Source organism: Ktedonosporobacter rubrisoli (assembly GCF_004208415.1).
In the GTDB taxonomy this organism is placed as follows: Bacteria; Chloroflexota; Ktedonobacteria; order Ktedonobacterales; family Ktedonobacteraceae; genus Ktedonosporobacter; species Ktedonosporobacter rubrisoli.
This window is the reverse complement of record NZ_CP035758.1, coordinates 9253475-9278489: the sequence shown is the minus strand read 5'-3', so window position 1 is coordinate 9278489 and position 25015 is coordinate 9253475. Positions and strand designations below refer to the sequence as shown.

The following is a 25015-nucleotide window of genomic DNA, read 5'->3' as shown; positions in this document are numbered from 1 at the left end:
TCTTCTGAGAGTTCAGCATTCAATAACTCTATTTTCTAAACTGGCCGCCTATTTCTATTTCTGGAGAGCGAAAATAGACAAAAAAAATACTCGATTAAATAACTATCTACTCGTTATGCCCAGCTCGCCACAGGCGCATTTCTGGGGATTGTGTTCAACACTCACAATTCTCTCGAAATCCATACTAATTTTTACGTATTTCTTATCCCATACCCCTTGATTTTCTACTACTACTCATTGATAATTATCAAGCGTGCTTAGTTGACATAATTAATATTACTTATAAGGCCCCCTCCGCTTATCACAAAGCCTATTCATTGCGAATAAGCTTTCCTACCCAGGCGGAGAGAGCCAGTCCTTCGTTGCGCCTGGCACCTTTGCAAGGGGCTAAAAAACATAGAGCGGGAAGGAGCCTAATGGAACACAAAGAACGCATATCACAGTCATCAGGTCAAAGAGGAAGTATCCAGCCGCTTGTCATTCTCAATCAATTATTGCAGATCTCGACACAAATGAACCATATTGATGAGATGCTTTCCTGGATGACAAGTATTTTTGTCCAGAACTTTGGTGTTCAAGTCGCCCAGTTCTGGGCGACACAAGCTTCTTCTACTGGGCAGATTTCCGTCGTATTGCGTGCAAACAGTTGCGAAGATATTTCGCTGCCACAAAACATAATTTACAATGCACACATTGCAGAAATAGCAGGAAATATGCTTAGCAGAAGGCAAGGTATGCCCTTACAACCCGTACACACCTGCTTTTCTACACATCAGTCAACGCTCTTCAGGCGTTATGGGATCTACTATAGTTTCGGGTATTTTCTTGGCAGCGATTTCTTGCAGCCCCCATCACCGAACAGTCAGCCTGGCACTGAGATTAGTACGCCTTTTATGGCCAGTTCAATACTGCTGATGCGGCAAGCACCCATTCGCGAATTTGTTGTCACGATTAGCCACATTATGGAGCAGATTGTACCTATCGCCAAAAGGCGCGGCTTGCTACTAGATCCCGCCGTGCGCCAGGCTTCTCTGACTCCAGTTACGCCGCCTTACGCTCAACAGCCCTTGCCACCCCTTACAGAGATTATCCCACGCTGGTCTCAAGAAGCTCAGGACTTACGCTCGCAAAATCCTTTTATGAGCGCGCCGCCCATCCCTGACAAAAGGGCCTTGCGTTTCTATCAGGCTATCGATGGTCAGAAAAAATTATTTGAGGTGGCAGCACAAGCTCGACTCAACAACAAGGAGGCGCTAGAAGCACTACAACTACTATTGAAAAGTCGACTCATTCAGCTATATGACTCAAGAGGACAGCCAATCAATAGTTCTCTGTTCTTTAACACTCCTTAGGTATTTCATTCTTTCGGAGGATCTATTATGCACCTGACTAGCAGGGATCTTACTAATCTAATTATTGCGCTTCAAGCAGTAATTTCTCTACTTATTGCCATACGCGCGTTTTCTTTCTATTTTCGCACGCGCAGCACTGCCCTCCTGGCTTTAGGCTTATCGATGGGCATAATTGCAATTGGTGGGATCACTGGAGTTATTGATGACCCATTCCTGAATGGCAATCCTACTTTCAATACGATATGGTTTCGCCATATTGGACAGACTGCCGCCTATGCATTTATCTTCCTTGCCTCTCTTGGTGGTTCGGAAAAATATCGCCAGGAGCTTAAGAGGTGGCACATTATTGCTACAATACTATTGCTTATCTTGATGTTTTTAACCCCTGTCCTCCCAGGGAAACAGCCGCGCGAGGTAACCGGCATCCTCAGCGCCATTCGCTGTATAGCCTGTATGGCAACATTTTTTAGCTATCTAGCCATCTTTCTCCGCAAATCAACGCGCTTCAGTCTCTTGATGTCCGCGTCTTTCTTTCTGATGGGCATCTCTCTCTGGTTATATACAATGAAGTTCTTTATGCCAGAAAATTTGCTTTTTGATTACCTATCCGATGGTATGCGTCTGGCTGGCCTTATTCTGCTGTACCTCACTTTCTTTATAAGTTGACGATTCGTTCTGCTTTCAGGGTTTTCGGGTACTCGCCTGAGGATGACACAGAGGAGGGAAATTTGGCCACCAGAGCGGCAGGCCCGGTGGCCTGAAGGAAATGGGAAACGCTTAATCTCCCTTCCCAGATGTACCAGAAAGTCGCGGCCCTGCCCGAGACAAGGCAACCCGCCCGCATTCTCAAAGTAGCAAGGGAAAGAAGAAAGAAACAAGAAGGCATCCACCAATTGCGGTGGATGCCATTTTTATAGCCTTGCCTGGCTGGGAAGCGAGCCGTGGACGCGCGTCCCACCAGTTTATAGGAGAAGATTTAATCTCCGCTGGCTGCCGTTGAAAGCGCGCCAGCATCGCCAGTATTTTGCTCATCTGGCATAATTTTGTTATTCGCATTGACGAGCAGAACAATAAAGACGCCAATAAAGAGAAGCACAGCTCCACTTATAAAGCCAGGAATCCAGGAACCTGTCATGTCCTTTAAGACGCCAAAGATCGTGGGCGCCAGAATACCACCGAAACCGAAGCCTGTGCTGATGAAGCCGGCAACAGTGGCGCTGTAATACTCTCCGCCAATATCCATGCCCATAGCCCAGGTATTCGAGACTGCGCATTCGAGCATAAACATCGTGCCAATGATGAGCAGTTCGGCAACCAGCGGGCTACTTACCAAAACTGCCGGGATGGTGCAAGCGGCAGCGCCGATATAAGAGACGATAATCGTACTGCGGCGAGCCAGGTTAAAATTGCCAGTCTTTTTGTAGAGAGCGTCTGAGGCCCAGCCACCAACCAGGTCGCCAAGCACGCCTCCAAGGAGCGGCAGGCTGGCGACAATACCAAGCTGGGCGAATGAGAAGTGTCGAGCATTCTGCAGATAGGTGGGCATCCAGGTCAGGAAGATCCAGAACACATAGCTGTAGAAGAACTGCGTCACCGCCAGGGCCCAGATATCCTTACTCTTCAATACTCGACGCCAGGGAACAGCCGGGCTAGTCCCACTCACGTTCGTAGAAACTTCGCGACCATACTCGATAATGTCAAGCTCCTCTTTATTGACTGCTGCTACATCAGCCGGCTTGTCGCGAAAGAAGAAAAGGAATAGGATCGCCCAGACAAGTCCAATCGCGCCTAGAATGTAGAATGAGGCACGCCAGTCATGGAAAAGCAGAACGATGGCAACAATAATAGGCGCAGAAACTGCCGCGCCGATACGCGATGCTGCGTGCGTTGTTCCTTGCAAAAAGCCTCGTGCCGAGGGTGGGAACCAGGTAGCCAGTGCACGCGTAGAAACCGCAAAGCTTCCGGACTCACCAATACCAAACAGCAGGCGGACGATGATTAGCCAGACAAACGATGTGACTATACCGGTAAGAATCGTAAATACCGACCACACACCCATTAGAATGGAAAGCACGCGGCGCGGCCCAAAACGATCACCCTGAGTAGCAACAGGAACCGCGAAAAGGGCATAGGTAAGCGAGAAAGCCGAGAACACAAGTCCCATCTCGGTCGCAGTAAAATGGAACTCTTTGATGATCTGCGAGGCGGTTACCGAGATAGTCGTTCGATCAACATAGGCAATGAGATACAGCAGACAAATTCCGCCAAGAATGATATAACGAACGATGCTCGGACGACCACCTTTGGTGCGCGTTACCTTTTCCACTTCGCTCGCCAGGGCAGCCGCTCTGGCCAAAGCAGGTTCTTTCTGTTTGCTAGCTCCTGCCTCGTTCCTGGCCTCTGGAGCCTCCTTTTGCTTTGCGCTGGCCACAGGCTCTTCGACCACCGGGGCTGGCTCGGGCTTGCTTTCTCCGGGCGCCTCAACTGTCTCTTGCGGCGCGGCCAACACGGGCGGCTCTTGCTTCTCGGCAGAGCTAACTTCCTCGTCTACCTGTCCAACTGGCGGCTCTTCGCTCTGGGAAGCTACGCTTCCTACCGCAACTGGCTCCTGAGCCTCTGGGCTCTCCTCAGTTGCCTCAGACTTCTCTTCTTCTTCAGCCTGAACGGCCTCGACAACTGATGAGGTTGTTTCGCTAACAGGCTCGGCATTGGCTTCCGCCGTCACCGCACTCATCCCTTCCTCGGTCTCTGAGCGGCTTACCTCACCAGCGCTCTCGGTCTCCGCCACAGCTGCAGGCTGTGCAGCGACCGGCGCGGCCTCAACGCTGGCGCTCTCTTCGGGCGTGGCCAGCGAGTTTACCGGCTCAGGCACATCAACTGGCACATCGGCAGCTGTTGGCGCCGGCTGTACAGCGCTCTGATCGAGCTTCTCGGTTGAGCTGGATGCCTCAGCCGTTGTATCCTCTTGCTTCCCTTCTACAGCCAAATCAACAGTTTCTGCTGGCTGAACGTTCTCGGCAAGCACGCTGGCTTCCGATACTGGCTCAACAGGAGTCGCCTCTACAGGTGTCACGACTGGTTGAGCGCTTGAAGCAGCTGGCTCTTCTGCGCTGATAGTTTCTCCATCCGGCTGAGCGGGAGTAGCTTCCGCAACAGACGTTATGGGCTTCGCTTGCTCGTTCTCTTTTTCGCTTAGAGAAGTAGAGGCAGCTTCAGGAGAATTCTCTACCTTCTCAGTGGCTTGCGTCGCCCCATTAGTTGTGGTTGGCTTCTTCGCTCTAGAACGGGTGGCTGTACGTGTACGGGGGCGCGCAGTCGAGGAAGCAGGCTTTTCTTCTGAGTTTGCCCGAACCTCATTACTTAAAGTAGTCTTCTCTTCTGCGCCTGGGCGAGCCTCTTTTGCTGAATTAGGCTTTCTTCGCTTGCTCATAGATGCTCCTACCTAGATAATTAGTGCTATCTCTTCACAGGCATACCATCAGATGGGTAAAGTCCGGAGGGATAGCACGACGTCAGGAATGAGCCGGTCAAGAACGCCTCGTTGGTAGATCAGGGCAACATTGCAAAAATAAGCATACCAAGCGACGCCCTTGGCAAAAGTAAATTAGCTGACTCGTATGATGTAACGTGGGGGAATATTTAGTGGTAATCCTGCAAGGATCTCTAAAACAATAAAAACAGTACCTTTAGCCCACTCCCAGCGCACCCGCGGCTTAGTTCAGAATAAGAAAACATATCCCACAATAAGTACACCATTGAGCAACGATATTGAGGACAACCTAAGAAATAAAAAAAGATCGCCTCTCTATTATCTATAAAGTACTTGCGCACTCCTGATTAGAATAGTCAGTATATAGCTGGAGAATAGAACGCGAATTAGTACAGATCTTTTATCTGCCATTTGTGAATAAGTATATACGAAGCATTCAAATTATGTCAAGCTTTTAAATTAAAAACGAGCTCGTACAGTGACAAGATTTTATGCTGCCGGTAATAAAGTTAGAAGAAGTAGCTACGCAAGAAGTGCAGGCAATTCCTTAATATTCTATATAAATACGAATAATTAAAGCGTCAGAAATACGCTTAAAGGCGAAGCAATATGGTTGACAAGTTCGTTAATATATGCCATTTTTTCTATGAATGCTTTTTTGGGCCTCTTCCATATGTCGTTTATCATAGCTGAGCTTTTTATCCCGATCTGGCCACAAGAGGAAAGAAGTTCATAGGCAGGAGAGAGCCCAGGACCTCGTTGCGCCCAGTTAGTTTTGCGTAGCGCTAGCGCTCATACAACTCAAGCAGTTAATAGCAGTGTTTAGCTGGAGTTATGTCACATAACAGGGGAATAAGACCAGGTTAGTTGTTACACTATATAAGGCCAGGAACCCACGAGAATATCTATCATTTATCCAAAAGCGTAGTAAAGCAAGGAGAAGCTAATGCAGAGTACGACTATCAATCAGGCAACCCAGGGACATTATCCTATTCCTGAAAAGATGCGCGCAGCGGTCCTCTTCGGCCCGGGCGACATTCGGGTAGTTGATCGGCCCGTGCCCCAACCCGGCTATGGGGAAGTCTTAGTCAAGGTTGCCCTCTGTGGCACTTGCGGAACCGATCTCAAGATACTTGATGGGCATTTTCCTCTCACCCCTCCTTATGGGCAGTTCACGCCCGGCCACGAATGGACCGGTACTATTGTTGCGCTCGGTGAAGGGGTCGATGAGTTTAGCATCGGGGATCGCGTTTGCATTGAGGCTCATCATGGTTGCGGTCGCTGCGAAAATTGTCTTGCCGGAAAATATACAGCCTGTTTGAACTATGGGAACCGCGAAAAAGGCCATCGAGCCAGTGGCATGACGGCTGACGGCGGGTTCGCAGAATACGTGCTCCACAATGTGAGCGCTTTATATAAGATGCCCGATTCTTTATCTTACAAATCGGCTGTGCTGGTCACAACAGCCGGTACTGGCCTCTACGGCCTAGATACAGCCGGCGGCTATATCCTGGGACAGGATATCGCAGTATTTGGCCCTGGCCCTGTTGGTCTGATGACTGTGCAAGCCTGCAAGCAGCTTGGAGCAGCTAATGTATTTTTAATCGGCACGCGCGATAACCGCCTGGAAGTAGGACGCCAGCTTGGAGCAGATCATATCATCAACTCACGTAAAGCTGATCCAGTCAAAACCGTGATGGAGCTAACCAAAGGGCTCGGAGTTGATATGGCAATCGAGTGCTCCGGCAATGTTGCCACTCCGCAACAATGCGTGCAGATAACCAGGCGCGGCGGCAAAATTCTCTTTGTGGCCTTCTACCCCGGACAGGTTACTTTCGATCTCAGCGCTGTTGTGAGAGGGGACATTATTATGTACACGACACGCGGCGAAGGCGGCAATAATGTGAAGCGGGCCGTATCGCTCGCCGCACAAGGTCGTCTGCGCGGCGAAGAGCTTGTGACCCACGAGTTCCCGCTTGAGAATATCGCCGAGGCTTTCCGGGTGATGAGAGAGCGCGTTGGAGATCCCATCAAAATTGTTATCGTGCCCTAAAGAAGCTTGTTCTGGGCTGGGGTAAACCCGGCCCAGAGTGTGAAACAGAGTGCTATTTTCCATCTATCCCTCCTAATTTCAATCTCACCCACATTTCAGCAGCCCCGATTTGAGCCATCACCAGGCTAGCCAGAATAGAAAGATAGAGTCCAGCAACCCTATATTCTGCTATAATTATGGCAGTCTCATATAGCGCAACAAAATTTCTGCGTCAAGCGTCTAAATAGTTAGTCCCATTCATAAACAGGCAAAAAAATGGTGCATATGCCTCTGGAAATTTTTATGCAAATCGCTATACTTACGGGATATAACCAACTAGCGAAGGAAGCGCTTTTCACAATTGAAGCAGATGGATTATCGCTAACCACCATTTGCCCTTTAGGTGCTCGTTAAGAGAGGTAAAAATACTCGTTAAGAGAGGCAAAGCATATGCCGCACAGCAACGGTCGGCCACGTTCCGACCTGACTATACGACAGCTCGCATTAACTGGCTTTGTGTTGACACTCGCCCTGGTCTCTGCCCTTTTGCTTCTTCCGGCGACGGCTTCAGCCCAGGCGCTCAAGAACACGGCTGGCGGGCCCGCCTTTCGGATCAACGCTGGTTTCGATTCGCGCTATCGCGATGGGAACTGGGTCCCCATTCAGGTCACTTTACATAATGATGGGCCCGATTTCAATGGCAAAGTTTCTATCAATGTGCCAGCGCCTTTTTCAGGAGCAGGAAACGCGGCGACGATCTCAAAATACCAGGAAGCGATCAGCCTACCTACGGGAGCACAGAAAGAGGTTACTCTCTATGTGCCCTTCTACTTTGGTACTCAGGGTATAACCCAGAATATCACTGTAGATCTGCTCAATACCAATGGTGCCAAAGTAAGCTCTCAGGTAAGTTCTTTGCGCAGCCTTGGCGTCAATGACATCTTCATTGGGATTCTCTCCGATCAGACTGCCGGCTTTGGTCCGCTTAATGCACTTGCTACCTCTCTTCCCAGCCAGGCTTCATCTATTATTACCGAGCCGCTAAATGCCGCCACCATGCCAAGCATTGCGGCGGCGCTCAAGAACTTCGACCTGATCGTAATCGATAATTTCACCACAAGTTCTCTTAACAAAGAGCAACTCACGGCCCTGCAAAACTGGGTGAACCAGGGTGGCTCATTGATTGTTGTAGGTGGCCCTGAGTGGCGCAATACGCTCAGCCCTCTGCCTCCCAGCCTCTTGCCAGTCTCTATTACAGGGACCGATACCATCCCCGCCGGAGCCTCACTGCTCCCGGTTGGCGGCCCTGGCAAAAGTGGCCCACAGCAGAGCAACGTGTCCGATAAAGCTCCATCGCCCGTGGCGGTTAGCGTGGCCTCGCCTGTCGCCGGCAGCTCGGTTGTGCACTCCAGCGGATCTATTCCTCTCCTGGCCCAGAGGCAGCAGGGACAGGGAATTATCTGCTATCTTGCCTTTGATCCTACCCTGGAGCCAGTCACAAGCTGGCAGGGGGCAACAACGCTATGGAAAGGCCTGCTGCTGCGCACGCTGGGAGACCAGCTGGTCGCAACTAACTTGAATACGACGACGCCCAAATTCTCGCTCTACAATAATGGCAATATGGATGCGCTACTACATACGCTCTTCCCCAGCGCATTCCCCGCGACCTGGCTTATTCTCGTCTTGCTGCTTGGCTATGTCTTTGTGCTTGGCCCAGCGCGCATGCTCATCATTCGCTGGCTAAAAAAGCGCGATTGGAGCTGGCGCATTGTTCTGGCAACCATCCTTGTTTTCTCCCTGCTCTGCTATGGCCTGGCCCTACAAGAAAAGGGAACCTCGATTATCAGCAGTAGCATCTCAGTGGTTCAGTTGGATCGTCCTGCCACCAATGCAACTGCCGCGCATGTCACTACCTATATAGGGGTTTTTGTTCCCAGTCAGGGCGATTTTCAGGTGCACATTCCCGGCAACGGGCTGGTTCAACCTTCGACCAATCCCAACGGCTTTTATACAGATCGACCCAGACAGCAGCCAACGACAATCCTCTCAAGCCCCAACGGGACAGACGCGGACCTGCAAGGCGTCGATATCTGGACCATACGTACGCTTATCTCGCAGCACGATAGCCAGTTTAAAGGCGGCATTATCCCGCACCTGACGCTACAGAATAACACGCTGACCGGAACTGTCACTAACACACTACCCTACGCGCTGAGCGATGCCTATGTTCTGATGGGCAGCCACTATATGGCACTAGGGAATCTTGCCGCGCTGCAAACCAAGCAGGTAAGCATCTCAATGCTTGATAACGGCAGCGGACAGGAGATGTCGCTAGCCGATCAGATTGCTAGCAACAACAAGGTACAGCCCCAATATGGGCCTTACAATCCATATTCGGGTTCTTCCCAGACGCAAACCATCCAACAACGGCACATGGCCTTGCTGGCTACGCTGAGCGGCGAAAACGCCTATTACGATTGTGGCACCAGCCCTTGCCGGGTCGCGGTCAAGACAATCACCTCAAACGGCGTCGTAGTGACGACCAGCAACGGGGTCTATAGCGGAGGCAGCCCCTACCAGATCAATGGTCGAGATCCATTACTGTTGCCTGGCTCCTCGGCTACGTTGATTGGTTGGGCCGATAACTTATCGGCAGCTGCGGGCAATATCACAATCAATGGCAACTCAGCCGCGCGCGAGCAAGAAGTTGTTGTGCAGGCGCCTCTTGATATCAACTATGCCGGCAACATCAATGTGCCAACCGATCTGGTATCCAGTCAGCTCGTTGATATGCAAGGAGATAGCAATAATCTCCAAACCCAATTCCCTGGCATCTATACCATGACTACAGGTAGTATGACCTTTGAGTTCACTCTGCCCAATATTCCCAACCTGCATGTGACCGGCCTTACCATCTCGGAGCCTTCTAACCTTGCGCAGGTCGTTACAGCCATGGGGCAGGGCTCGGGTCCGCCCATCGATGCCAATCACCTGCACGTCTATCTCTACAACTGGCAAACCAGAAACTGGGATAGCTTCACGCTCGCAAATTTTAGTTTTTCTACTAACAATACTCAGCCATATATCGGGCCAGGTGGACATGTATTGGCGCAATTTGCCAATCAGGACTCTTCGCTAGGCACAATGGTCTTTAGCAAGCCGTCCTTGCAACTACAGGGCACCATCTCAAGCTAGGAGGGGCAGAGCGCTTTATGCAAACTGTAGAGCCGAGAGAGTCGATCATCAAAATACAGCACATCTCTAAACGTTATCGCACCGTCGATGCCTTGAGCGACGTTAATCTGGAGGTGCCACGCGGGACAATCTTTGGCCTTATTGGCCCCAACGGCGCCGGTAAGACTACGCTCCTGCGCATCCTGGCGGCTCTGATTACCCCTAGCAGCGGGGAGGTCTGGTTTGAGCAGGAAGAGGTAACGCAAGCCCCTTCGATTATTCAACGCAAGGTTGGCTATATGCCTGACTTCTTTGGCGTCTATCCCGACCTCACGGCTGCGGAATATCTCGAATTTTACGCGGGTATTCACGGCATCCCGCGCCCCAAGCGTCAACGCATCATCAACGATCTGCTTGAGCTCGTTGAATTGACAGGGAAACGCGATACGCTAGTGGAAACGCTCTCGCGTGGCATGAAGCAAAGGCTGTGTCTGGCCCGCGCTCTTGTACATGATCCAGAGGTATTGCTACTGGATGAGCCGGCTTCGGGTCTGGACCCACGCGCCAGGGTAGAGCTACGCGAGCTTTTGCGCACGCTCCAGGGCATGGGTAAAACTGTGATCATCAGTTCGCACATTCTGCTTGAGTTGGCCGAGATGTGTACTGATGTGGCGATCATGCAAAAGGGGCATCTCGTCCTCTCGGGCGATGTGGAAAAGGTCTCACATCATCTCGGCGATGGACGGCAGCTTGAAATTCGCATTTTGGAGCAGGAGCGCTTAGACGATGCCATGCACCTGCTGAAAGATATAGCCGGAATTAGCAATGTTACACATGGCGAGGGGAATCTTATCCAGGCCGAATTTACCGGCAGCGATCAAGAGCTCCATACTATTCTCTCAAGATTGATCGCGGAAAATATCCCTGTAGTTTCCTTTGCCCCGCGCAGCGGCGGAGGTAGGCTTGAAGAAGTTTTCATGAGTATTACAGAGGGAAGCAGTCCATCATGACTTTTCTTGCGCTTCTTACAAAAGAGCTACGTCTGCGCATGCGCCGCGAGCGTACGATCTGGGTAATTGTTGTTTACATCCTGCTCATGGGCCTGCTCGGATGGTTTTTTATCACCCGTTTTACCGATAACAATAGTTACTATGGCAGCAACGGTTGGAGCGATGCTGGCAGGAATCTCTATGTTCTGCTCTCTCTCCTCCAACTTTTTCTGATTGTGTTTATTACACCGGCCTTTACCGCCACGGCCGTCAATGGAGAGAAGGAGCGACAAACTTATGATTTGCTGCTCTGCTCTCGTCTCTCAGCATTCGCGCTGGTCTGTGGCAAGCTAGTAGCCGGCTTGATGAATGCCCTCCTGCTGATCGCGGCCTCGGCTCCGCTCTTTAGTCTTGTATTCTTCTTTGGGGGCGTCGCGCCAGATCAAGTGCTCAGCGCCTTACTTATCTTCGTTGATACCGCGTTTGTCATCGGCACGCTCGGGCTGCTCTGCTCGACGCTTTTTCAGCGCCCGGCAGTCTCAACGGCGATTACTTATCTGCTTAGCTTGCTCTGGATAGTCATGCCTTTGTTGATTTTCTTCATTCGCACGCTTGGAGATGTCGGTGGAGGATCTTCCATGAAGGGCTATCCATGGTCGCTGGCCTGGAACCCGGCCATAGCGCTCTACTCCACGTTTTCTATGGGCTCTCTAGGCGGCGTCAATGCGTTCCTTGTGGGGAGTATGCAGATAGCGCCATGGGTAGTTTTTTCGCTCTTGAGTGTGCTAGGTACGGCGATCCTATTCTTGCTGAGTATGTGGACGGCTAAGCCTAACGCCCTTGCCCGTTTTCGCACATGGCGCAAAGGCAAAGATACACAGGCAGCCGCCAGCGCCCTTTAATTCTCGTCAGAGGCAAAAGTGAGAGGCAAGAGCACCATGTACGAGGGACAGGTAGCAGAGGACGGCCAGTCCTCTGCCGGGGCATGGAGCACCCCCATTTTTTCTGTTTCTCGGACTGGTGGATGGAGCAAAAACAAGAGCATTAAATAGCCGTGGGCAACCGCATGTAATGTAAAATAGAGAGAAATGTAGTAAAGTATAGAAGTTCAATCTAGCGGGTTTGTACAGAGGGATAAAGCTCAAACAGAAATACCTGATCCATATTGTTCCTCTTGTATCCTGCTCTATCTTGCGGATACTGCGGAAAGAAAGGCTTGATCATGGCCAGCTTGATGCCATCGCGAATAGCAGCAATTACCCAGGAATCTTTCAGTAGTGAGAGCCTTGTCAAAAGTTTACGTCCCTGGCAAAGACGCTTTGCGCTCAGGCAGTTTCTGCGCTGGCTCACAGGAGGAATCATCACCGGCCTTATTGTGGCCTGCCTGGTATTAGCGATTTCGCGCTTCCTGCCCTGGGCCACGGCGCATTACTGGGCGACAGGGCTGGCCGGCATCTGCATCATTGTCGCACTTGTAGTGGCCATTCGCTATCGTCCAACACTGGCCAGAGCGGCGCGCCTGGCAGATAAACATCTCGCGCTCCAGGATCGTGTGGGAACTGCCTGGGAGCTGCGCGATAATACCTCGTCGCTGGCAGGCCTGCAGAGGCGCGACGCGCTTAAACAACTGCAAAAATATCGGCCGGGAAGCGCTATTTCCTTACATCCTGGACGCACAACGCTTATCACGTTTGGCGTGGCTGCCATTCTCCTCATCCTCCTCCTCGTGCTCCCAAACCCGATGGATGCAGTTCTTCAGCAACAGGCTACATTTCAAGCTCATATCGCCAAACAAGTCTCTACCATCGAGAGCATTCGCAAAGAGCTCCAAAAGCAACAGGGGCTCTCACCAACGCAGCAAAAAGCCATCGATCAGACCTTGCGCAACCTTGAAGGCAAGCTACAGCAGGCCAAGAATGAGACGGAAGCCCAGCAGGCCTTAGCCGAAGCACAGGCGAAGATCGATCAGTTGCGCGATCCGCAGAGCGCCAATCGAGCGCAAGGCACAGCCTCAGCCAGTACGGCCTTGCAGAATAGCTCTAACGCCAATCTAAATGCTGCCGGTAAGGCTCTGGCAAGCAATAATAGCAAAGATCTGGCCTCGGCACTCAAGAATCTTGCCTCCCAGGCCAATAGCATGTCGGCCTCCCAGCGCAGCCAGCTAGCGCAACAGATCGAATCTGCGGCTAATCAAGCCAATCAGAATCCTAGCCTGAGCTCAGCGCTCCACCAATTGGCAAAATCCGTCGCCGATGGCAATCAGAGCGAGGTCAACGATGCCGCCAACGGCGTCGAGGCAGCTGCCGCGCAGAACGCGGCTTCTCAGGCCCAGAATAACGCCTTTAACCAGGCCAGCCAAAACCTACAGCAGATCGCCAATAATCTAGCCGCCTCCACTGATGGCAGTCAGAATCAGAACCAGGCCCAGACGCCCGGTCAGGCTCAAAAACCCGGCCAGGGGCAAGGGCAAGGTCAGAGCCAGAATCAGGGTCAGGGCCAAAGCCAGGGGCAAGGACAAAATCAAAGCCAGGGACAAGGGCAAGGTCAGAGCCAGAACCAGGGTCAGGGGCAAGGGCAAGGCCAGGGTCAGGGCCAGGGAGGCTCGGGCGGTACAAATGGGGCCGGTAAGAATCAAGGCAAATCAGAACAGGTTTTCGTTCCTGGCCAGATTGGTAGCGGTGGCCAAAGCACGCAAAGTAACGATAACAATAATGGAGTTGTGGAATCAGGGAATACGGTTCCTTACTCACAAGTCATTGAACAATACGATCAGATGGCCCATGACGCCATCGACAATAGTAATGTCTCTCCTGATATGAAAGATCTTGTTCACGATTACTTTAGCACATTAGAAGGGCAATAGCGAAATATGGCAAACAAAAGCGAGCAGACGACTCCTAACCCAAACGCTCCAGCTCAGGAACAGGCAGCGCAGGATGGCCATAACGCATCAGCAGCCATGTCGGCTATGCCACAAAACTTTGAGCCCGATGAGGCGGCTATCGCCACTTTTATGGAGACAGCCCAGCGCTTGGAAGCGGAATTGCGCACTATCGTTGTTGGTCAGGAGCGCGTAATCCGTGAGCTGCTTCTGGCATTACTTGCCGGTGGGCATGTCCTGCTGGAAGGTGTGCCCGGACTGGGCAAGACGTTGCTCGTGCGCACCTTAGCCGATGCCCTGACCCTTAAATTCGCGCGCATCCAATTTACGCCGGATCTTATGCCCGCAGATATTGTCGGCACCACGATTGTCACCGAACAAGCAGATAATCCGGCGGCCAGTGGCAAGCGCGCCTTTAGCTTTCAGCCCGGACCTATCTTCGCTAACATTGTCCTGGCCGACGAGGTAAACCGGGCCACACCTAAAACTCAATCCGCGCTCCTCGAAGGCATGCAAGAGCGCACGGTCAGCGTGGGAGATCGGACGAGACAGCTTCCTCAGCCCTTTTTCGTGCTGGCAACCCAGAATCCGCTTGAAATGGAAGGCACGTATCCCTTGCCCGAGGCGCAGCTTGACCGCTTCCTGCTCAAAATCATGGTCAACTTTCCCAAAGCCGAAGACCTTATGCGCATCATCGATACGACGGTAGGAACCCTGTCCTTGCAGGCCAAAGCTGTCGCCGATGGCGAACAATTACAGCAGATGATCGCTACTGCACGCGCAGTCCCGGTCGCAACCCATATCAAAGAGCAGGCCGTGCGACTGCTGCTGGCCACCCATCCAGATCAAGAGGACGCACCGGAGAAAGTGCGCCAGTTCGTTCGCTACGGGGCGAGTCCACGCGGGCTACAAGCGCTCATTACGACGGCCAAGGTACGCGCCCTTCTTGAAGGCCGCTATAATGTCTCGCTTGAAGACTTGCATGCCGTGGCCTTTCCTGCTCTACGACACCGCCTTGTGCTTAACTTTGACGGTCTGGCAGATGGCATCACTCCTGAAGAGCTTATCGAAGCGGTTATTGAGGAGGTCGAAGCCGAATAAGGGCTAAGAGAGTTGAGGAGTATAGCATGCCCGAGAACAACGGCCAGGCTCGTTTCCCGTTAGATGCCACAGTTTTACAACGCCTGGATAATCTTACCTTGCTTACGCGCCGCTCGATGGCTACAGGCCGTCCCGGTCGGCGTCGCTCTCCTATGGCCGGCTCATCGATGGAGTTCGCCGATTACAGACGTTATGCTCCGGGCGACGATTTCCGCCGCATCGATTGGCGCGCCTACGCCCGGCTTGAGCGCCTCTTTTTGCGCGTTTTCGAGGCTGAGGAGAATATCACTGTTACGATTCTTATCGATTGTTCGGGTTCGATGCAGCATGGCACGCCAGCAAAGATTGAGCTGGCGCAAAAGCTGGCTGCAGCGCTGGCCTATGTAGCGCTCAAAAGCGAGGATAGCGTTATTATTGGTACGCTCGCCGACCATCTTCTCAACTTTCGCCGCGCTGGTAGCGGCAAAAATGCGATCTGGAGCATCGGCGATTTTCTCAATAAGCTCCCCACAGCAGGCACAACCGATCTGAACAAGGCGCTGTATGAGCTGGGTCGCGTCATCAACGGACCTGGCCTGACGATTATCCTGTCAGATTTTCTGGTTGCTAGCGGCTATCAAACGGGTATACGCGCAGTGCGCCAGCTCCGGCAGGATGTCGCGCTTCTGCAGATTCTGGCTCCCGAGGAGCTTGAGCCGGAGATTCAGGGCGACTGGCAGTTGAAGGACAGCGAGGGCCACAGCAGCGTTGATGTGAGCATCTCTTCCAACGTGCTACAGGCCTATCATGAGCGCTTGAGTATATTTCTTGGCGATCTAGAAGCATTTGCACACAAAAATATGGCAACGTATACTATGATTCCTAGCGATACGACGATCCTTGATGTGGTTCAACGCCTCTTACGGCAAATAGCTCTGGTGAAATAAAGATAAAGGATACAAGGATGAACCTGCTTGTTCCGGCGGCACTCGCCTTTGGCATCATTATTCCTATCATTCTCGTGCTCTATTTTATGCGCCCCAGGCGTCAGGAGCGCGTGATAGGGAGTACTTTGCTCTGGCAACAGGCCTTGCAGGACTTACAGGCTAGCCGGCCCTGGCAGCGGCTACGGATTACTCCGCTCCTGCTCCTCCAACTCCTGGCCGCGATCTTTATCATTCTTGTGCTGACGCGGCCGGCTATTTTCAGTACAAGTCCAATCAGCGGCGATACAATAGTTATTTTGCAGGCTTCGGCGAGTATGCAGGCCACAGACGTGGCCCCAAACCGTTTTGAGGCCGCCAAGAATAGCATTGCCGATTTCATTGATAGCCTGGGACCCGCCGACCGCCTCTCGATAATTACGATGGCACGCACACCGCAAGTTTTGATTGCCGAATCGCAGGATAAGGCGCAACTCAACGCAGCGCTTCAGCGCGCCCGTGTGACGAATCAAGATGCCGATCTGGAGCAAGCGCTCTCACTTGCCGCTTCCTTAGCAAGTGGACATGCCAACTCGCAGGTACTGGTGATTGGCGATGGACATGTGCTTAATCCCGATCAAACACTTGCGCTACCTTTCTCGGTGCGCTACCTCTCGGTCGGAACCGATGCCCCGAACTCGGCCATTCTAGCGCTCTCCTCGCGCACTGTCGAGGGCAAACTCATCGCCTTCGCCCAGATTGCCAATTACAGTCATAAGCAGCGAGCGATTCCTGTAGAGCTTTACGCGGATAGCCGCCTCGTCAATGTGCAGACCATTACGCTAGCGCCAGGCGCGAACGGCGCTGTGCAGTGGGGACCCCTCAATGCCAGCACGCGCTTCTTGCACGCGCGCCTGATCACGCAGGGCGATGCGATGACGGCCGATCACGACGCTTGGTCTATTGTCGGCGGCTCACTGCATGGACGGGTCCTGCTCGTGACAAAAGGCAATGGCTTTCTCAACACGGCCTTGCGCCTGCAGCCCAATATCACGCTCTACCAGACCACGCCGCAAGAATATAGCAGCAACAACACTTTCGATCTTACCATTTTTGACGGCTTCGCGCCGCCAAAGCTTCCGGCGGGCTCTATCTTCTTTATCAATCCGCCCAATGGGACGTATCCCTTTGGGACATCGGGGCCAGAGATTAAGGTGAGCCAGGTCAGCAGCGGCAATGATAATATCAATATGCTTACAGATGTGGATCTCAGCAGCATTCATACGCTGCATTCCAGCCATCAGTTGAAGCTTGCGCTCTGGGCTACACCCATTATCACAGCGCCGGAAACGCCGCTGTTGGTGGCCGGAGAGAATAACAACCGGAGAATTGCGGCTCTTGGCTTTGATTTGCATGATACCGATCTACCCTTGCAATCGGCCTTCCCTATCCTGGTTCACAATATGCTCAACTGGTTCTTACCACCGCCGGTGACTGGCAATGGCCAGGTTGGTGCAGGGCAGCCGGTAACGATCCAGCCCTGGCCAGGAGCAGATAAGATTACGATTGTAGATCCGCAGCAACAAAGGGCGGCCGTGGCCCCACCCTTTCCGGCCAGGCCTTTTGACCAGACCAACCAGATTGGCATCTACCAGGTTACCGAGCATGTGCGCGGCCAGGATTTGCACGGCGCCTTTACCGTCAATCTCTTCGATCCTGCCCAATCGCAGCTAGCTCCAGCCAAAAAGCTGCCGATTGTTAATAGCACTGACTTCACCTCTGGAGGAAATACTGTATCGCGTCAACTGCGCGAGATCTGGCCCTGGATTGCCGCTCTGCTGTTGCTTATCCTCTGTGTAGAATGGTGGCTCTTTAGTCGCAGCTATCAGCAGAAGCAGGCTATGTCAGGCTCTCAGAGCCAATCATCCCGCGGCCGTTACGCGCAGCCAGGTCGGCAAGATACCTTCCTGGCCCGGCTAGAGCAGCAACTACGGCAGCGCTACGAGGCGACGCGCAAACAAGTAGCGAAGCTGAGCAAACGTACCAGGCGTAAAATGACGAAGCGCACATCCAAAGGGGGCAAGCATGTTAACATTTGAGCAGCCACTCCTTTTATTGCTCCTAATACCTGTAGGGCTTCTGGTCTATTTCACCTGGAAAAGCATGTCGCTGCCCTTTCCGCCGCGCCAGAGACGCTTGATTCTTGCCTGCCGCCTCATCTTATTTACGCTGGTCATCGCCGCGCTGGCTGGTGCTTCCTGGTCCCAGCCGATCTCGCGCCAGTCTACCATATTTGTTGGCGATATCTCGGCCAGCACCGGCCCTCAGCGCGCCTTCATCGAGCAATGGGTCTCGGCGGCCATACGGCATAAGCAGCCTGATGATCAGGTGGGCATCGTTGCCGTGGGGCGCAACGCCCTGGTTGAGCAGTCAGTAAAGTCGCAGATCGATTTTAGCCGCTTTGAATCTACGCCCGATACAAACTATACCGACCTGGCGGCTGGTCTGCGCCTGGCTGCGGCCATCTTTCCCAGCAATACGCAGCGCCATATCGTTCTGCTCACCGATGGACAGCAAAATATTGGCGATGCGCTTCAGGAAGCTCAACTTCTGCAGCAGCAAGGCATTCGCCTTGACATCGTGCCGCTACCCGCAGTTACCAGCGCCGAAGCTCGCATCGATGACCTGGATGCACCAACCTCACTGCGCACCAATGAGCGTTTTGAGATCCATCTCAAGCTCTATAGCAGCGTGGTCCAGAATGCCAAATTGCGCCTGTATCTCGATCAAACCTTACTGAAGCAACAGGATGTTCATCTGACAGGTGGCACGCAGGAAGTCAGCTTTAGCCTGCTTTCGCCGCCGCCAGGCCTGCATACCTTCCGCATCAAACTTGACGCGCCCTATGATACAATCCTGCAAAATAATGAGGCAGCGGCCTTTGTTAATGTGCAGGGGCCACCGCTTGTCCTCGTGGTAGAAGGGAAACCGGGCAACGGCGCCAATATCATAGCCGCTCTGAAGGCTACGGGCATTAACGTGACGGTTGGCACGCCGAATGATGTGCCCACGACGCTTGAGGGACTTGCCAAATATAGCAGCGTGGTGCTGGCCGATGTGCTGGCCGCCGAACTAGGGACCAAACGCATGGAGGCTCTGCAATCGTTTGTGCGCGATCTGGGCCACGGCCTTGTAGTGAGCGGGGGACAGAGCAGTTACGCGGCAGGCGGCTATGCTGGCACGCCTCTTGAGCAGACCTTGCCTGTCAGCATGGATGTTCCTCAGCATAAGGAAACACCAAGCATCGCCGTCGTCTTGATCGTTGAAAGCTTGGAAAGCGATATGGCTGTCAATATCTCGAAGGAGGCGGCTAAAGGCGTTGTGAGCCTGCTGACGCCGCGCGATCAGGTGGGCATCTCATCGGCCTATGGCACGCTGACGATCCCTATGCAGCACGTGACGAACAAGGCGGCAATCAACAAGGCTATCGATGGGATGAATCCCGATGATCCACCCAGCTATAACCCTGATCTGCTTAATGCGGAACAGGTATTGCTGCATACCAATGCGCAGATCAAACATGTGATCCTGCTTGGCGATGGCGATGCTTACGACAATTATGCTCCGCAGGTTCTGAAGATGGCCAGGGAGAATATTACTGTCTCAACTGTTGAGACAAATGCAGCATCGGCCGAAGATCTTAATACGATGATCAACATTGCCACCTGGGGCCAGGGTCGCTTCTATCGCGCAGATGATCCGGGTTCTATACCGCAGGTCTTGCTTAAAGAGACCGAGCGGGCGGCACGGCGAACTATCATTAATGAGGCTTTTGCACCTGCCGTGGTGGGCAACAATCCTATTTTGACCGGACTGAAGGACTTTCCCGAGCTCGATGGTTATGTAGCGACGACACCTAAGCCGACCGGACAGGTGGTGCTGGTCAGCCATCGCGATGATCCTGTGCTGGCTGTCTGGCAATATGGCCTGGGGCGCGCAGTGGCCTGGACAAGCGATGCTCTGGGGCTCTGGACCTCCCATTGGCTGCAATGGAAAGATGCGGCGCGCTGGTGGGCCAACCTTGTGACCTGGACCCTGCCTTCACCCGATAGCGCCATGAATATCAATGGCAAAATCATTAACGATACCGGGCATCTGATGGTGGATCTGCCGCCGGGCATTGCGGCGCAGGCCGAGGGTCAGCAACAGGCTCAGGCGCGCATTATTACGCCATCCTCGGCCCAGGAAACTGTCACGCTCCAACCGGGCGGCCCTGGCCACTGGGAAGGCAGCTTTCCGGCTTCGCAAGTTGGCGCTTACCTGCTTCAGGTTATCTGGCACGACCAGAATAACGCCCACGTGCTTACCTCTACGACAGGCATGGTTGTGCCCTACTCGCCTGAATTCCGCACGCAGGGTACCGATACGCGTTTTCTCAAGCTGCTGGCTCAAGCCGGTGGAGGAGCTTTCTTGAGCGATCCAAACTCGGCGTTTACGCAAAGCCTGCAGCCGGTCTCGGCCTCGCTCCCAATCACGTTCTTACTGCTGGCCCTGGCGGCTTTGCTTCTGCCGCTAGATATTGCGGCCCGCCGCCTCTCCGGCATAGAGTTCGTGACCGAGATACGTAAGCGCTTGCTCTCCCGCCTCAAGCCCGAAGCTACAAAGCGTAACGCTGCCGAACAGGCCCAGGAAGCTCCTGCTATCGCGCCTTTGAGCACAGTGCGAACGCGCCGGGCGGAACGTCGCAGCCAGCTCAAACAAATCAAGCTGCCAAAAAGAGAGGCTAAGGCAACGCCGGCAAAAGCTGAGACGAAAGCTGCTCCGCCGGAGAAAAAGCCATCTACACCGGAGCAGCCAGACACCGCTATTGCTACTCAGCTTCTGGAGGCCAAACGCAAACGGGAACAGAGCGAGGAGCCGTAGAGCAGTAAAGGATGAGCAGAAATCAGCTATACTATTCCTTTACTGCAAGGGAAGCATAGCTGATTTTCGCTTTTTTCTACTTTATTCAGATAACTTAATGAGCGGAACGCCTCACAGCTATCGATGGCAGATGGTCGAACTTTACGTTGAGGGCGAAGATGATCCAGCCGGAAAGGAGATCCAAGCTTCCCTTCCCGCTGGAATATCCCTTGGCCGCACCCTAAGCAGGCTACTAACCCTCACTCCTCGTTTTCAGGTTCCTCAGAGCTTGCTTGATATCCTCCCGACACCTGGTAAAGAGACTCTCCAGGACGAGATCAAGCTGACTGCTCATTCCTCCGGTAATGTCGGCTGCACGATTGAGAAGGCCGCCTAACATGCCATCTTTAGGCATATTATTCTTGATAAGGTCGTCAATTACCTGGCGAGAAAACTTGTAATTTGCATGGGCAACAACGTGGGTGGTATCTCCATGTGAGGCCAGATCCCAGCGGATCACTCCTTCCACGTTTCCATGGAAATGTAAGGTGACCTCTTCGGGATAGTTATTCGCCTCTACATTATAAGAGAGAGTAAAATTGAGAGGTACCAGCCCAAGCACTCTCACGGTATAAACCGCTGTATAGGAATTATTGCCCGAAGGTTGAGCCTGATTTAATTCGGGGATGAGCTGCGGCACGCTCTTCGCATCATCGAGAATACCGTAAATTCTTCCCGGGCGCGCAGATATATCAATCTCTTCTTCAAATTCTGCTGTCGTTGCCCAACCTGTTTGGGTAGTCATGTTTTGTCCCTTTCTTTTGTGCATTGTACTCGCCAGTAGTACAGCAAACGCACCTATTTCAGAAGCATTTCAACTTGTAAAAATACGCCAGAGAGAAAACTATTCTGCCTATATGAGGCTCTTTTCCCCTTCCTGGCGCACGCTTCCCTTTCCTGAGCCACTTATGAATAAACAAAGAGGATGGAAAAGGATGATTTGATACCTTGGACCAAACATAGAAACTTAGGAGAGATGCATTTCTTCGCTGATCTCTCACTTCTCGCGAGAGGTCCTATCCGTTTCTCCTGTGTTCAGTATAAGAGTAAGTTACATATCTTATATATAAATTTTCTACTAATTTTGTCTACTGAAGCCCGCCATCTCAATACCTTCATGATGGTATCAACAAGAAGATTTGGAGCGGAAACGAATGTTGTGCCCTGAGAAGCAACCAATCTTTGCAGGGATTGTCGAGATGTCACCTATAATTGTCCTCTTTTCTATGTTCTGTAAGGCATGCTCTATATCGAGAGCAAAGGCGAGGGCTCCGGGACCTATCTGACAACCGCGCTGGGGACTTCAGGAAAAGTCCTCTGGCAAATCAATCTCGGTGGAGACACAGCTGAAGTGCTTGTTCCCTGAATCCGCACAATTTGGTAACTAGCCTCGCTAGGTAGAGGTGATCTTGCCCGGCAGAAATGCTCTCAGACCACCTAAAAAGCCGTGAGGACACATTCTCAGGCTAATGCGCTTTACCTTGTAGGGCTGCTGCGCTTCCCACTGCGCGATTTGTTGCTCTACATCTTCTGGCGAGATTGCATAGAACGGCACCAGATGGCCAACGGGAAGGGCCAGCGGATCATCAGGTTCGTAAGGTAGCTCTTTCTCATAGAACAACATCCATAATGTCTTAACCTGTTCTTCTGCCACGACGTTTGCTCCTCCTGTCCTGCTCACTATCTAACACGCGACCATAGACAAAATACATGACTCGATCGGCTGCCGATGCACCTATCAGCTTTGCCAGGCGCTCGTGATGATCAGCGATGCGCGCTATATGCATGCGCAGAACCGCTAGCTGATATTCCGTCAAAGTGGGATAGGCTAGAATGCGCCGTATAGCCTCAAACTCCACTTCGAACAAACTGCAGAGCAGTGCAACCTCCTGCTGAGTCATTGAAAATGGTGTCCTTCCTCGCCACTTGAGCACCTTGCCCTTTTCCTGAGCAAAAGGATGCCGCACACGCACTCTCGGCCCTCCACCTTCCAGCGCAGGCGCGGCATCCTCATCCTTGAAGCTATATGCAAGTCTTTGGCTCAATACCATTTCCAGGGTTTCAAGTCTATTGTTCTAGCTTTTTCCTTTATCCCTCCCTTCTAGATCTGGAGTACGAAAACTATGAGTTTTCGCCTTGTTAGCTCACCTATCTGATGCTATACTAGCCACAGGTAATGCCTCTTCCAGGATGCTTGTCCGCGGCTGTAAATCATCAAGGAGTGTTTTGCTTGTATATAAGTGTATCTCTTATAGCAGAAACTACCAGAGATTTTTAGTGGAGCGCTGGGAGATATCTAAAATAAGGGAAAGTGCCTCCTGAGTGGCGGGGAAATCTGACAAGTGTAATTCTATTTTTAAGTAGCTGTATGGGCTTCCTGGGAATTTCTATATAGATGTAGTCAAGTAGAGCTGGCATGGCAAATTGGGGGAATTTGGAAAGATGAAACGCTACGGAGCTTTTCTTGCTAACTTACGTAATAGCGCCGATATCTCACAGGAGAAGATAGCCACGCTTGTGGAGACGAGCAAAAGTACCATTTCGCGCCTGGAAAACGATGAAATTCCACTTCCGTTCAAAGGGACTATGCGCAAGACGGTGCTTGCTCTGGCCGAAATACTCTGTCCCTCTCAGCGCGAGACTGAGCGCTACCTTGAAATGGCTGGGATCGAGCGCGAGCTGTTGACGGAAAGCGAAGAAATCCAACTTGGCTTTATGGGCCGCGATATGCGAGGTGTACAAAACGAGAAGGCAGATCTTGAGCGCTGGGAACAGATATATACGGAACGCTTGCAACATCTAGAGAAGCTAAGAGTGGCGCCGGGCATTAGTGGTCTGCCTCCCAATATGAAGCGAAAAATGCAGGAATATGCTAATATTCTCACAGAGATTCGGCGCCGGCTTGATAGGCTCTACAACCGCAATAATCCAATTGATCTTCAAGCCACCCAGACAACGCAGGCGCACTTCACCGTGACAGAAGAAGGAAGGCTAGTTGTAGGGCACCAGTATAGCGACGGACAATTTAATGGCCCGCTTTCCAGTAATCTTTATGCCCTGGCCTCTCCTAATGCACGCTGGCTTATGCAGCATGCCAATATCGAGCGATTTGCAGTTGACGATTGTATCACGCTGACCAGAAGCCGAAATTTTGAAGGATGGGCTCCTGACGATGTGAGAACGGCAGCGATCAACACTCCCCTCCCTATTCCTGATGATCTGGCAGAAATAAAGCAAAAGAAATTATCAGAGATCGAACAGCATTTCTTTAATTCATCTCACTATCGCCTCGTTTCCTACTCTCCTCTATTGAGTTACAGAGAATACCTGGAGATCAGATTGAGCCCAATAGGTTTCTATGATCACTACAGTTTAAGTCCGTTTTTTGACGAGCCGCTATTAACAGCACTAGATGGCTCTAAAATATCCATCCGCCAAAAATATGGCAATACAGCGCTAACATACAGTTCCTCAGACAAAGGAACATCGCTTATTCCCACCCCGATTAGCTTGCAATGCCTTGTCGTCACCAGCGATCAGCAGATAGTTCTTATGCAGCGCTCATCCTCGGTAGCATTTTATCCTGGTCACTGGTCAGCATCTTTCGAGAAAAGCATGAATGCACCGGGAATCGATCGTAAAGGCCGGCCATCGCGCTCCGATGACGCCAACTTCTTTGCCGGAGCTATACGCGGACTTGAAGAAGAGCTAGGCGTCCCGCCTGCAGCCGTCGAAAATATCAAGGTCCTCTCGCTCAACGTCGAGTACCTGACGCTCTCGGTCGATGTTATCATCATGATCAAAGTCACGCTCACCGGAGATGAGATCAAATCAAATTGGATACTTAGCGCCTGGGATATGGATGAGGCCTCCCAATTCGATCTCTTAGCCGCCGATCTCCCCAGCGTAATTGACAAGCTGTTCAGCAAGCGGCTCTGGCATCCCACTTCGCGCATGAGGCTGCTGCAATATCTGTTCCACACCTACGGCATCGATGAGGTAGCCAGGGTCATCAAGGAAAGGCAGGGCCAGTCAAGCTAAGATGGTTCTGACAAATGCCAGGTAGCACATAGCCAAACTGTGGACGCCTGAGCCTGAGCCGCATTGCTGATGCTTGCGGCTCAGGCGAGCC

General features: G+C 52.1%; 16 protein-coding genes. 12 read left to right on the top strand and 4 right to left on the bottom strand.

Annotated elements, in window-relative coordinates:
* Window positions 1-416: 416 nt before the first annotated feature.
* Both EPA93_RS39990 and EPA93_RS39985 read left to right on the top strand, forming a co-directional pair.
* Window positions 417-1352 (top strand): hypothetical protein, encoded by a 936-nt coding sequence (locus EPA93_RS39990; RefSeq protein WP_129892889.1) that lies wholly within the window; start codon window positions 417-419, stop codon window positions 1350-1352.
* Between the two features lie 27 nt (window positions 1353-1379).
* Window positions 1380-2018 (top strand): hypothetical protein, encoded by a 639-nt coding sequence (locus tag EPA93_RS39985; protein ID WP_129892888.1) that lies wholly within the window; start codon window positions 1380-1382, stop codon window positions 2016-2018.
* A 310-nt stretch (window positions 2019-2328) separates the two neighbouring features.
* Here EPA93_RS39985 and EPA93_RS39980 read toward each other — a convergent pair whose 3' ends face one another.
* A complete protein-coding gene (locus EPA93_RS39980; protein WP_129892887.1) occupies window positions 2329-4782 on the bottom strand; it encodes an MFS transporter in 2454 nt (817 codons plus the stop codon).
* A 1006-nt stretch (window positions 4783-5788) separates the two neighbouring features.
* Here EPA93_RS39980 and EPA93_RS39975 point away from each other — a divergent pair.
* The 9 genes from EPA93_RS39975 (at window position 5789) to EPA93_RS39935 (ending at window position 20844) form a co-directional block, all read left to right on the top strand.
* Window positions 5789-6895, top strand: a complete 1107-nt coding sequence (locus EPA93_RS39975) for a zinc-dependent alcohol dehydrogenase (protein WP_129892886.1) — start codon at window positions 5789-5791, stop codon at window positions 6893-6895.
* 429 nt (window positions 6896-7324) lie between these two features.
* A complete protein-coding gene (locus tag EPA93_RS39970) occupies window positions 7325-10069 on the top strand; it encodes a DUF7408 domain-containing protein (RefSeq protein ID WP_129892885.1) in 2745 nt (914 codons plus the stop codon).
* A 17-nt stretch (window positions 10070-10086) separates the two neighbouring features.
* The gene (locus EPA93_RS39965; RefSeq protein ID WP_207229328.1) at window positions 10087-11058 is read left to right on the top strand and encodes an ABC transporter ATP-binding protein; all 972 of its coding nucleotides are present in this window, start codon (window positions 10087-10089) and stop codon (window positions 11056-11058) included.
* Entirely contained in the window at window positions 11055-11939 is an 885-nt protein-coding gene (locus EPA93_RS39960) for an ABC transporter permease (protein WP_129892884.1), read from the top strand. The genes EPA93_RS39965 and EPA93_RS39960 overlap by 4 nt, the downstream gene beginning before the upstream one ends.
* A 320-nt stretch (window positions 11940-12259) precedes the next feature.
* Window positions 12260-13900, top strand: coding sequence for an AzlD domain-containing protein (locus tag EPA93_RS39955; RefSeq protein WP_129892883.1), 1641 nt, complete (start codon window positions 12260-12262; stop codon window positions 13898-13900).
* Between the two features lie 96 nt (window positions 13901-13996).
* Window positions 13997-15019 carry an AAA family ATPase gene (locus EPA93_RS39950; RefSeq protein ID WP_422877907.1) on the top strand — a complete coding sequence of 341 codons (1023 nt, stop codon included), beginning with the start codon at window positions 13997-13999 and terminating at the stop codon, window positions 15017-15019.
* A 26-nt stretch (window positions 15020-15045) separates the two neighbouring features.
* Window positions 15046-15945, top strand: a complete 900-nt coding sequence (locus EPA93_RS39945) for a DUF58 domain-containing protein (protein WP_129892882.1) — start codon at window positions 15046-15048, stop codon at window positions 15943-15945.
* A gap of 17 nt (window positions 15946-15962) precedes the next feature.
* Entirely contained in the window at window positions 15963-18020 is a 2058-nt protein-coding gene (locus EPA93_RS39940) for a vWA domain-containing protein (RefSeq protein WP_129892881.1), read from the top strand.
* Window positions 18007-20844, top strand: a complete 2838-nt coding sequence (locus tag EPA93_RS39935; RefSeq protein WP_129892880.1) for a VWA domain-containing protein — start codon at window positions 18007-18009, stop codon at window positions 20842-20844. The genes EPA93_RS39940 and EPA93_RS39935 overlap by 14 nt, the downstream gene beginning before the upstream one ends.
* A 232-nt stretch (window positions 20845-21076) precedes the next feature.
* On the opposite strand, the gene EPA93_RS39930 is transcribed toward EPA93_RS39935, so the two are convergent.
* From EPA93_RS39930 to EPA93_RS39920, 3 genes are all read right to left on the bottom strand, one after another.
* Window positions 21077-21628 carry an SRPBCC family protein gene (locus EPA93_RS39930; protein WP_129892879.1) on the bottom strand — a complete coding sequence of 184 codons (552 nt, stop codon included), beginning with the start codon at window positions 21626-21628 and terminating at the stop codon, window positions 21077-21079.
* A gap of 648 nt (window positions 21629-22276) precedes the next feature.
* Window positions 22277-22537, bottom strand: coding sequence for a hypothetical protein (locus EPA93_RS39925; protein WP_129892878.1), 261 nt, complete (start codon window positions 22535-22537; stop codon window positions 22277-22279).
* The gene (locus tag EPA93_RS39920; RefSeq protein WP_129892877.1) at window positions 22518-22928 is read right to left on the bottom strand and encodes a hypothetical protein; all 411 of its coding nucleotides are present in this window, start codon (window positions 22926-22928) and stop codon (window positions 22518-22520) included. The genes EPA93_RS39925 and EPA93_RS39920 overlap by 20 nt, the downstream gene beginning before the upstream one ends.
* Before the next feature lie 397 nt (window positions 22929-23325).
* Here EPA93_RS39920 and EPA93_RS39915 point away from each other — a divergent pair, with 397 nt between their 5' ends.
* Window positions 23326-24924, top strand: a complete 1599-nt coding sequence (locus EPA93_RS39915) for a helix-turn-helix domain-containing protein (RefSeq protein ID WP_129892876.1) — start codon at window positions 23326-23328, stop codon at window positions 24922-24924.
* The last annotated feature ends 91 nt before the right edge of the window (window positions 24925-25015 follow it).

Excerpts from the sequence above, each read along its gene's own strand:
- EPA93_RS39935 (WP_129892880.1), top strand. The coding sequence starts at position 18,007 with ATGTTAACATTTGAGCAGCCACTCCTTTTATTGCTCCTAATACCTGTA.
- EPA93_RS39960 (WP_129892884.1), top strand. The coding sequence starts at position 11,055 with ATGACTTTTCTTGCGCTTCTTACAAAAGAGCTACGTCTGCGCATGCGC.
- EPA93_RS39955 (WP_129892883.1), top strand. The coding sequence starts at position 12,260 with ATGGCCAGCTTGATGCCATCGCGAATAGCAGCAATTACCCAGGAATCT.
- EPA93_RS39945 (WP_129892882.1), top strand. The coding sequence starts at position 15,046 with ATGCCCGAGAACAACGGCCAGGCTCGTTTCCCGTTAGATGCCACAGTT.
- EPA93_RS39915 (WP_129892876.1), top strand. The coding sequence starts at position 23,326 with ATGAAACGCTACGGAGCTTTTCTTGCTAACTTACGTAATAGCGCCGAT.
- EPA93_RS39950 (WP_422877907.1), top strand. The coding sequence starts at position 13,997 with ATGTCGGCTATGCCACAAAACTTTGAGCCCGATGAGGCGGCTATCGCC.
- EPA93_RS39985 (WP_129892888.1), top strand. The coding sequence starts at position 1,380 with ATGCACCTGACTAGCAGGGATCTTACTAATCTAATTATTGCGCTTCAA.
- EPA93_RS39940 (WP_129892881.1), top strand. The coding sequence starts at position 15,963 with ATGAACCTGCTTGTTCCGGCGGCACTCGCCTTTGGCATCATTATTCCT.
- EPA93_RS39965 (WP_207229328.1), top strand. The coding sequence starts at position 10,087 with ATGCAAACTGTAGAGCCGAGAGAGTCGATCATCAAAATACAGCACATC.
- EPA93_RS39975 (WP_129892886.1), top strand. The coding sequence starts at position 5,789 with ATGCAGAGTACGACTATCAATCAGGCAACCCAGGGACATTATCCTATT.
- EPA93_RS39970 (WP_129892885.1), top strand. The coding sequence starts at position 7,325 with ATGCCGCACAGCAACGGTCGGCCACGTTCCGACCTGACTATACGACAG.
- EPA93_RS39930 (WP_129892879.1), bottom strand. The coding sequence starts at position 21,628 with ATGACTACCCAAACAGGTTGGGCAACGACAGCAGAATTTGAAGAAGAG.
- EPA93_RS39980 (WP_129892887.1), bottom strand. The coding sequence starts at position 4,782 with ATGAGCAAGCGAAGAAAGCCTAATTCAGCAAAAGAGGCTCGCCCAGGC.
- EPA93_RS39990 (WP_129892889.1), top strand. The coding sequence starts at position 417 with ATGGAACACAAAGAACGCATATCACAGTCATCAGGTCAAAGAGGAAGT.